4 protein-coding genes are annotated in these 6,163 nt (G+C 47.9%); all 4 read right to left on the bottom strand.

Annotated features, from left to right (window positions below):
• Positions 1-1,144: Ig-like domain-containing protein (locus N2K84_RS19790; protein WP_282593569.1), on the bottom strand; the 1,144-nt coding region annotated here is incomplete at its 3' end.
• Positions 1,145-1,435: 291 nt separating this feature from the next.
• The gene (locus tag N2K84_RS19785) at positions 1,436-3,247 is read right to left on the bottom strand and encodes an OmpA family protein (RefSeq protein WP_282593568.1); all 1,812 of its coding nucleotides are present in this window, start codon (positions 3,245-3,247) and stop codon (positions 1,436-1,438) included.
• Between the two features lie 22 nt (positions 3,248-3,269).
• Positions 3,270-4,205 carry a PorP/SprF family type IX secretion system membrane protein gene (locus N2K84_RS19780; protein WP_282593567.1) on the bottom strand — a complete coding sequence of 312 codons (936 nt, stop codon included), beginning with the start codon at positions 4,203-4,205 and terminating at the stop codon, positions 3,270-3,272.
• An 11-nt stretch (positions 4,206-4,216) separates the two neighbouring features.
• Positions 4,217-6,163, bottom strand: a 1,947-nt coding sequence (locus tag N2K84_RS19775; protein WP_282593566.1) for a T9SS type B sorting domain-containing protein, incomplete at its 5' end; no start/stop codon positions are given.

Below are 6,163 nucleotides of genomic sequence, written 5' to 3'. Positions count from 1 at the left end.
CACTGCCGCTCCAGTCTGCCGACGGAATGCTGATCGTAGCAACACGCCCGGCGCTGATAGTTACAGTCAACTGACTTTGACCCGTTGCTGTCCAGCTCATCTCCGAATCCGCATGGTCCGGATCTGTCACATAATCATCTAAATTGATCGTGCTGAAAGTGCCTCCTTCCGCAATCGTCTGCCCCGCTATATCGCCAACAACAGGGGCATCATTCTCCGCTGTCATGGCAAAAACAGCTGCATCGCTATCGAATAAACCACCAGGATCGGTCGCCCGAAACGTAATTTCCTCGCTGCCGTTCCATTCAGCAGATGGAGCGGTGATCGTGGCAACGCGGCTTGCGCTGATGGTTACCGTCAATTGGCTTTGGCCCGTAGCCGTCCAGGTCATCTCCGAATCCGCATGGTCCGGATCTGTCACATAATCATCTAAATTGATCGTGCTGAAAGTACCTCCTTCCGCAATCGTCTGCCCCGCTATATCGCCAACAACAGGGGCATCATTTACCTCGGCAACGGTAATATTGATAGTCTCCGAATCGGAAAGGTTATCCAGCCCTGTACCATTGTCGGTAACCGTCACCGTGACCGGGTAAACTGAACCTCCCTGTGATTCGGAGGGAGTCCAACTGAATACTCCTGCGGAACTAATGCTCATCCCCGCACTGATGGACGCTGCATCCAAACTAAAAGTCAAGGTTTGAGCAGGCAAATCCAAATCCGTCGCCGTGGCCGTAAAACTCAATGTTGACTGCTCATTTACATTCTTATTACCAATCGCTCCAAGAACAGGAGCCGTGTTGACCTCGGCAACGGTAATATTGATAGTCTCCGAATCGGAAAGGTTATCCGGCCCTGTACCATTGTCGGTAACCGTCACAGTAACCGGGTAGACTGCACCTCCCTGTGATTCGGAGGGAGTCCAACTGAACGCGCCTGCAGAACTAATATTCATCCCCGCACTGATGGACGCTGCATCCAAACTGAAGGTCAAAGTTTGCTCTGGCAAATCCGAATCGCTCGCCGTGGCCGAAAAAGTCAAGGATTCCAACTCGTTCACACTCTTGTCTCCAATTGCATCAAGAACAGGGGCCGTATTTTGACCTGCCACATCATTCAAACCTATCCATATGCAAAGCAGCACCACCAGCCCCGTATAATGCATCAATCGCCTGAAATAATTGCGAGAAAATTTCATGTTCAACCCTCCTGTTTATCGTATCTATAAATCAAGTCCTGACAGATTAATTAAGAAGTTCCTCCCAGTACCGCAAATCTCGGAATAAGCTCAATCCACTTGGAAAGACACCTTGGTGCAACTTTCCAAATACACTCCAGAGACTCGTGCGTAAAGTCTTCCAGAAGAATCACTTCCGGGAAAATCCGGAATTCCTATCGCCATTTAGATTCGTAAGACAAAGTCCTCCTTACGATCTTATAAAATCTCAACAATTACACGGCGGTTTTGAGCATGTTGCCCTTCCGTGCAAAACACACCGTCGTCACATTCATTTACCAGCTGGGTTTCTCCCAAACCAACGTATTCCATTCGGTCCGGATCGATTCCACCTGATATCAGGTAGTTATAAATCGCCTCTGCCCTACTCCGGGATAATTCCAAATTTACCTGGTCATTCCCTCGCGAGTCGGTATGCACTTCAATACGAATTTGCAGATCCGGATTTTCAATCAGGACAATTACCAACCGGTTTAGTTCACGAATGGCATCGGGCCTCAGCTCAAAATTACCTGCGGCAAACTCCATATTGTTCAAAACCATGCGAGTACCCGATTTTAAAGGGTACAACTCAAAAAAATAAAACATAGCCCCTTCATCCATGCCAACGGTCGAAATGTCTAGCTCGGCATTGATATAGTGCTCATTTGAAATGTTCACATAATATTGCTGCCCAGGCTGAACCCGGGCCGAAAACCGACCTTCTTCATCGGCACGAAGCGTATCCTGCAACTGACCATCTTTCATGAGCAAGACAAAGGCACCAGGAACCGGAGTCCTTTCGACCATGTCCACAATTTCACCATCCAGCCGGTAAATCGGTTCCATCAGAACCAGTTCATCCTTTTCAACAAACTCGCCTTCGCCGGTAAGGTTCACCTCCCGAAGGACGCTCCGGAAATCTTCCATACTGGCCAGTACCTGATATTTTTGATTCAATCCCAATTTAACCGGTAAGCGCCCCTTCTCATCCGTAAAACCTTCGATGACCAAGTCATCGTTGGAATCAAATACTTTCAGATCCACTCCGGTCAAAATTTGATTCGAAAGACTGGAGGCGGAAACCAGGTTAAAACGATAATCGGCAGCCTTGAAATAATAAATATCATCATCGCCATGGCCACCCTCCCGGTTGGAGGCAAAAAAACCAAAGCGGTGCCGCGGCTCTGCAATCAAGCCAAAATCATCGGCACCGGAATTAAAGCCGTCGCCCAAGTGAATCACTTCTTGTGGTTGGGAAGAAGAAAGTTTGGTCGCATACAAATCCAATCCGCCCTTCCCGGCCCTTCCATCCGAAGAAAAGATCAGGGTCCCGTCGGTATCGAGGAAGGGAAACAAATCATTGCCGGGCGTATTGATATTGTCACCCAAATTGACAGGTTCGGACCAATAGCCGTTTACCTTCACCGAATAATACAAGTCGATGCCGCCAACGCCTTTGGGCATATCGCTGGCAAAAACAAGTGTGTCGCCGGTGGCATTAATGGCCGGATGGGCCACCGAGTATCGGCGGTTGTTAAACGGAAAATAATCGGCCAACTCCCACCCGGTTGCAGTCTGTTTGTAAATTGCAATGCCTAAGCGGACATTCTCCTTTTTAAACACCACATTTTCCACTTCCGTTTCATCAAGGATGGATTGGGTGAGAAAAAGCTGACCGGTATGTTCGCAATAGCTCAACGGACCTTCATGAAACGGAGTCACTACCGAGCTCATCCGTTTGAGTTCGACGGACAGGGTGCCAATATTGTTGAAAGCAACAGCATAAAGGTCGTAAAAAACCTGCTCGGCACTTTTCCCTTTCTCCCCCGAGTCCATCTTCACAACATTCCCGGAGTTAAAAATCAATTGATTACCCATAATTGCCGGACCAATTTCACTGGAGGTTGTATTAAACCAAGCGTTACCAATCTCAATTCCGCTTTCCTCAAAAAATTTATGATTCTGCGAGAAAACTGAAAAATTGGTTAACAGGAACAGGCACACCCCAAGCAAATAATTGATCCTCATAGCCCTTACATTTTATCCATCCTTAAAAATATCGTGGCGAAGTGTAAATGTCTTTCATGAAATTTAATTCATAAGAGATCATCACTTCATGTGTTCCATCACTGTAATTTCGAATTTTTGAAAAATCGAAGTCGATCGCATACCCCAGCCTGAGCTTTTCGTTGATTACAAACTGGGTATTGAACCCAAATTGGCCAACAGTACGGATCATCGCCCCGAGCCAAAGCTTTTCCTTCAAGAGAAAGTTGGCATTAAAATCGCAGGCAATTGGCGAGCCTTTGACATACCGGGTGATAAACGAGGGCTTAAACTTGACCGGCTCGCTCAAATCAAATACATACCCGCCAATCAGGGTGAAATGGCGCATTTCAGCATTGGTTTCATAATCCCCCGTTCCCAGTTCAAAATCGTTCTGCAACATTTTGGGAATAGAAAGCCCCACATAATAGCGCGGAGCATGCAAGAAGGCTCCCAATCCAAAATTAGGCATGAACTTGCGCAGCACTTCGCCGGTAAAGGCCGGGTCATCCGTATGGGTGACATGCTTATTCAAATTATGCTCATAATTTGTAAAGCCCGCTTTAAGGCCAAATCGCAAATTGACATGGTTTGTCACCTTCAACCGGTATGAATAATCCGTAAAAAGGGCAAACCGATTGACAAACTGAATTTTGTCGTTGATCACCGAGAGCCCCAAACCGATATTTTCATTTTTTAGCGGAGCCTGAATGGTAAAAGTGTGGGTTTCGGGATTCCCCTCAAAACCTACCCACTGATAGCGCCCAAGGGCAATCATTCCAAGGCTTTCCCATGTCCCGGCATAAGCCGGGTTATAGGATTGCACGTTAAACATGTATTGACTATACATGGGATCTTGCTGACCATAAGAACTTATGGTTGTAAATGCCATCAGCACTATGCCGAGGATATATTTTAAGATGTTTTTCATCGTATTCATATCTGTTCTGTTTACCGGTTAATATATACTGCCCCTTTGCGCATTTCCGAATTTGTTAGCTTCAGGATGTAATAATAGGTTCCTGCCGGTAATATTTCGTCCCTGCTTCCGTTTACGGTTGCCCGTCCGTCCCACCAGGCGTCCACATTGCCGTGAACGTCGGTATTCCCGTAACGGTCTTTTTCATACACCTTGGCTCCCCATCGACTGAAGATTTCCATCCGGGCTTCGGGATACAAGCACATCCCGCTAATCCGGAAGTAATCATTAATGCCATCGCCATTGGGAGAGAAACCTGTGGGGACATCCACATCATATACATCCGGAACAATCACCAATTGCTCGCAAGTTGCAGTATTTCCGGCTTCATCAACAGCCGTCCAGATAACGGTAGTTATCCCAACCGGGAAACTTTCCGGCTTATTGCTATAAACCTCGATATTAGCCAGAGTACTCACGTTATCGGATACAATTGGCTGGCCTAAATCGAAGCCGGAAGCCTCACAGATATCCCAATCCACCATAATGGTTGAAGGTTGCATCGGGCAAATAATGACCGGGGGCGTGGTATCGCCAATATCGATGAGCTGGACACAAGATACCGTATTGCCACAAGCATCGGTTGCAGTCCAGGTACGTTCAATCGTATATTCAACAGCGATGGCGCCGTCAATAATCTCGTCAGCATAGGTGACAACCGGGGCTGTATCACAATCATCCGCGGCGGTAGCAAAACCGGTAGCTGCCGGATCAGTTGACTCATCGCCTTCAAGCGTAAGATCTTCCGGACAGAACGTTATGACCGGAGCCGTCACATCAGTAAAGGTGATGGTGGAAGTAACCGGTTCAGCATCATTGCCACAAATATCCTGTGCCATGAACATAACCGTTATCTCTTGTCCGCAACCTTGGGTGTATGTAGTAAAGTCGTTGCTTACAGTAATGTAACTATCACAATTATCAGACACAACGGCTTCTTCAAGCCAGGCAGCAATAACGTCACTGTGATCAACAGCCTGGTTGCAGGTAACCACGAGAGGTTCCGGTGCAATAATCACCGGTGCAACTTCGTCGATAAAGGTAATGGTGGATGTTACAGGCAAAGCCTCATTTCCACAGGCATCCGTAGCTGTAAAGGTTACCGGTATATTTTCACCACATCCTTGATTGTAAGTTTCGTAATCATTCCCGATTACAAGTTCCAGGTCACAATTATCGGTGAAGGAGGCGCTGGTCAGCCAATCCTCGATGATGGTCCGGTAATCGGTGCCCGGTTCGCATTCCAGAATAAGCGGATTCGGTGCTGTAAGTACCGGCGCAACATCGTCGGTGAAACGAATCGAAGAAGTTGCCGTGCTCGCATTATTGCAATCATCTGTTGCCGTAAAGGTAACGGTGATAACTTGTCCACAAGCTTGGGTGTAACCGGTATAATCATGGGAGATGGTAACATCCTGGTCGCATTCGTCGCTTGCCGCAGCTGAAGCAAGCCAACCGGAGATGGCCGCAGCATGATCTGTACTCTGGTCACAAGCCAGGACCAGTTCTTCCGGCACTGTGATCACCGGTGCTGTTACATCAATAAAGGTAAGGGTCGATTCTACTTCCAGGGCGGCATTCCCGCAATCATCAACGGCATTGAACTTCACCGTAATCACATTCCCGCAGCTTTGAGCATAGGAACTGTAATCGTTGGTGATGGTAATATCGGTGTCACAGTTATCGGCTACACTCGCACTCGACAGCCACGCCGTGATGGCGGCACTGTGGTCAACCGACTGGTCGCAGGTCAGCTCAAGCGGTGCAGGAGCGGTAATTGCCGGGGCTGTCTTATCATCTACCGTAAAGGATTTGGTTTCCGTAGCGGTGTTGCCGCAGGCATCCGTGGCCGTAAAGGTCACCGTGATGCTTTGGGCACAATTGCCGGTCGGGGCCGTGTAGCTGGCCGATACCGTCAC

This window comes from Gaoshiqia sediminis, from assembly GCF_025907915.1.
GTDB lineage: Bacteria > Bacteroidota > Bacteroidia > Bacteroidales > Prolixibacteraceae > Gaoshiqia > Gaoshiqia sediminis.
The sequence above is the reverse complement of the archived record's forward strand: the minus strand, read 5'-3'. Positions and strand labels throughout refer to the sequence as shown.

What these genes read in the sequence shown, in the direction of transcription:
- N2K84_RS19785 (WP_282593568.1), bottom strand. Translation starts at nt 3,247, where the DNA reads ATGAGGATCAATTATTTGCTTGGGGTGTGCCTGTTCCTGTTAACCAAT.
- N2K84_RS19780 (WP_282593567.1), bottom strand. Translation starts at nt 4,205, where the DNA reads ATGAATACGATGAAAAACATCTTAAAATATATCCTCGGCATAGTGCTG.